This window comes from Bacteroidales bacterium, assembly GCA_012517825.1.
Classification (GTDB): domain Bacteria; phylum Bacteroidota; class Bacteroidia; order Bacteroidales; family JAAYUG01; genus JAAYUG01.
In genome coordinates this window covers 1-4,224 of sequence record JAAYUG010000004.1, presented here as the reverse complement: position 1 = coordinate 4,224, position 4,224 = coordinate 1, and the positions used below count along the sequence as shown (strand labels likewise).

At 45.5% G+C, this 4,224-nt stretch carries 2 protein-coding genes; both read left to right on the top strand.

All coding sequences use genetic code 11. From position 1 onward, the window contains the following. The first annotated feature begins 191 nt into the window (after positions 1-191). The gene (locus GX419_00105; protein NLI23094.1) at positions 192-3,545 is read left to right on the top strand and encodes a DUF3883 domain-containing protein; all 3,354 of its coding nucleotides are present in this window, start codon (positions 192-194) and stop codon (positions 3,543-3,545) included. Then, on the top strand, positions 3,542-4,224 hold a 683-nt coding region (locus GX419_00100; GenBank protein ID NLI23093.1), incomplete at its 3' end, for a DUF1156 domain-containing protein. The genes GX419_00105 and GX419_00100, both read left to right, overlap by 4 nt.

Here is a 4,224-nt window from a genome sequence, read left to right as displayed (position 1 = left end):
AATAAACAGAAGCATTGAGAGTTGACGGGGGGAGAAAGGAAAGTAAAAGAACTAATTTATAAGCCGGATGTGACCTTTTTAATTAAAGCGACAACCAATTCACAACTTCATACCGAAAAAAAAGGTGCTTACCTTCACCATCTGATCAAAATTATTCATAGATTAGATTTTCCAAAAAGAACATGGCTCGTATGGAAGATCTGCCAATAAAAAAAGGTGAAATAATAAGCGGACCCATGTGGCCTGAACCTGTTTTAGTAAAATTCTCCGAGCACCAGGACGGGTATATCCATATAATAGGAGCAACAACAAAAAGCAACCAGCATATCGATCAGCTTATACCTTTAAGCGATCTTTCAAATATTCAATCCGATACTGGTGTCAGTTACTTTACCCACGAAGCCTGGAAGGTTTTTCTGGCCCTGGAGGCTATACGTTACCGCCATGCCTCGCTTTACGACCCTCTCCTGGCCATGAACGTTTCGAAGGTTGACCCGCTTCCCCATCAGATTGAAGCAGTATATGGCCATGCACTGAAACGTCCGCGCATCAGATTCCTCATTGCCGACGACCCCGGAGCAGGAAAAACCATTATGGCCGGATTGATTATCAAAGAACTCAAACTCCGCCAGCTAGTGCGGCGCATCCTTATTGTCACGCCCGGCCATCTCAAAGACCAGTGGAGAAGAGAACTGAAAGATCGTTTTGACGAAATCTTCGAAGTGGTCGATCGCACCCGGTTCGATGCCCTTTATGGAACCAATGTATGGGAAAAAGAAAACCAGATTATTACTTCTATCGACTTTGCCAAAAAGGATGACATTATCCAAACCCTGGCTGCCGTCAGATTTGACCTGATTATTGTCGATGAAGCCCATAAAATGAGTGCCTATCGATACGGCGAAAAGATAGATAAATCCGATCGCTACCAACTGGGAGAAAAATTGTCGGATATCACGAACCATATGATCTTCCTTACCGCCACACCGCATAAGGGAGATCCCGAAAACTTCCGGCTTTTCCTCGACTTGCTTGAACCCGGTTTCTTTGCCACCAATGAAATGGTGCAAGAATCCATAAAAAACAAAGACAATCCGCTCTTTATCCGCAGAATTAAGGAAGACCTGAAGGATTTTGAAGGCAGGCCCCTTTTCCTTCCCCGGCATGTTAAAACTGTTCCTTTCGACCTGGGAAAATTATCCCCCATCGAAAAAGAACTTTACAATGACCTCTCACGCTACGTCGAAAACCAATACAATCGTGCGCTTTCAAAAGACAAAAAGAGAAATGTAGCCTTTGCTCTTGTCATCCTGCAACGACGCCTTGCTTCAAGCACATACGCCCTGCTGAAATCGCTCGAGCGCAGAAAAAAACGCCTGGAAGAACTCCTTTCAAATTCAGCCCAGCAACTCAACGGCAAATGGGATACACCCGATCCGGAAGAAATGGAAGAAATGAGTGAACAGGATCGCTGGGAAAAAGAAGCCGAATGGGAAACCCTTAGCGTGGCGGAAACAAGAGAAGAACTTCTAAAGGAAATTCAAACACTCGAAGCCCTTATTAAGAGCGCTTCAGAAATCATCCGCAATGAACAGGAAATCAAGCTCAAGAAATTAAAAGAATCCCTTTCAGAACTTCGATCAAAAGTAACAGAAAAAAACGAGAGGAAAATCCTCATTTTTACCGAATCGCGCGACACACTCGAATACCTTGAAAAGAAAATCAAAGAATGGGGCTATTTGGTCAATACCATTCATGGCCTGATGAAACTGGAAGACAGAATAAAGGCGGAATCTGTTTTTAAAAACGATACTGAAATACTGATCGCTACAGAAGCAGCCGGCGAAGGTATCAACCTGCAGTTTTGCAACCTGATGATCAACTACGACATACCCTGGAACCCCAACCGGCTGGAACAACGAATGGGAAGAATCCACCGGTACGGCCAAATTCATGAAGTTTTTGTGCATAACCTGGTGGCCGAAGATACCCGCGAAGGTCGCGTACTCACAGCCCTTTTCAATAAAATTGAAGAAATAAGAAAAGCCCTGGGCAACGACAAAGTTTTCGATGTGCTCGGCGAAATCATTGATAGCCGCCAGTTTTCCCAGGCCATTCTCGACGCAGCCGTCAACGCAAAGAATATTGACGAAATCCTGAAAAGCATCGAAATCCAAGTTGATGAAGAATACATCGCCCAGGTGAGGGAAAACCTCGGAGAAACACTCGCTTCACGATATATCGACTATACCCGCATTAAAGACCTCGCTCAAAAGGCCAGGGAATACCGCCTCATACCCGAATATACGCAAAACTTCTTTATAAAAGCTTTCGAAAAATCAGGCGGCCGTGTTAAAAAGCTCCAACAGTCTGCACTCGATATTGAAAACATTCCCTTCGAAATCCGAAAAATTGCCGATAATGAAGCCTTTAAAAAATGCTTCGGCAGTATTCTGCGCAGATACCCCGAAGCTACTTTCGACAAAGAGTTCCTGAAAATTAACAAAACTGCCGAATTTGTTTCTTTTGGCCACCCCCTTTTTGAAGCCATTCTGCAATGGGTCGAAGATACATTCTTCCATACCCTCTCCCGGGGAGCTTTATTTTACGACCCCGACGGAAAACTGAACGGCTATATCCTCTTTTACGAAGGCGAAATTAAAGATGGCACCGGCGCAGTTGCCGGCAAGCGGCTTCTTTCAATCTATCTCGATGAGGACAATAACGCCAAAACCGTCCCTCCATCCATTATCTGGGACCTGGCTGAAGAAAACAATCCGCCGAAAAGTCCCCTGTCCGGCATCGAATCTATGAGAGAGAACATTAACAAGGTGGCGAACAGAACACTTGAAGCCTATAAAGCAGAACTCTACAAAGAACGAAAACGTCAGGCTGAAATCAAACAACGATACGGGGTAAACTCACTTGAATACCTCATCATCAAACTGGATGAAGAACTTATCGGCCTGGAAGAAAGAAAAGCAAAAGGCGAAAATGTTGACCTCGTTATTCGGAACAAACAGGAACGTAAAGCAGAATATGAAAAAGCCCTTGGGGAATTAAAGAATCTAATAGAGAAAGAGCAAAGCCTCACCATGAGTGCACCTAAGTTTCTGGGTATAATTCAGGTGAGGCCATGGCATGGAAAAGAAACGGAAATGGTAAGTGATGCTCAGGTGGAAGCAGAAGGAATGCGGGTAGCCATGGAATACGAACAGAAACAGGGCCGGATACCGGAGGATGTTTCAGCCCAAAACCTCGGATTTGATATCCGCTCAAAGGACCCTATTACCGGCACAGTACGCTATATCGAAGTAAAAGCACGTGCCCGCTCGGGAGCCGTCGCCCTTACTCAGAACGAATGGTTCAAAGCTCAGCGCTTTGGAAACGAGTATTACCTCTATGTGGTATTTAATACTGCTACAAGCCCGGAACTCCACATTATCCCCAACCCTGCCGAAACGCTGAGGGCCGAGGAAAAAGTGGAAATCGTCCGCTATCTTGTCAACGACAACGAAATTTTCAGCAAAGGAATCAAGGCATGAACGACAAACGGTTTATCGAAGAATCTTTCCCTGTTAAGGAAGTAAGTGTTGAATCGGCCAAGGAAAAAAATATCCGCCACGGACATATTTCGACCTTGCACATCTGGTGGGCGAGGCGGCCGCTCGCCTCTTCGCGGGTTACCAACTATGCAGCCCTTATCAAAGCACCTGAAAACATTGATGAGTGGAATAAAAAACGGCAGTTTATTATTGATTTCTCCAGGTGGGAAAACTCGCTAAACCCTTCCATGATTGAAAAGGCCCGCAAGGAGATTCTGGAAGCCAACGGCGGGGTGCCGCCCAGGGTGCTTGACCCTTTCGGAGGGGGTGGTTCCATACCCCTGGAAGCCCTCCGCCTCGGATGCGAAACCTACAGCAACGATTACAACCCGGTGGCGGTGCTGATTCAGAAATGCACCCTCGAATACCCCCAGAAGTATGGAAAACCAAAAGAAATTGAAGAAACAAATACATACCTTGGCCAGACCCAGACCAATAAAAGAACTATTAATCCTCTGCTGGATGATGTAAAACGCTGGGGTGAACAGGTGCTGGAAGAAGCCAAAAAAGAAATCGGAAAATTCTATCCGGAAGAACCAGACGGTTCTATTCCAGTAGGCTATATCTGGGCGCGTACTATTCCCTGCCAGAAACCTTCCTGTGGTGCTGAAATTCCCTT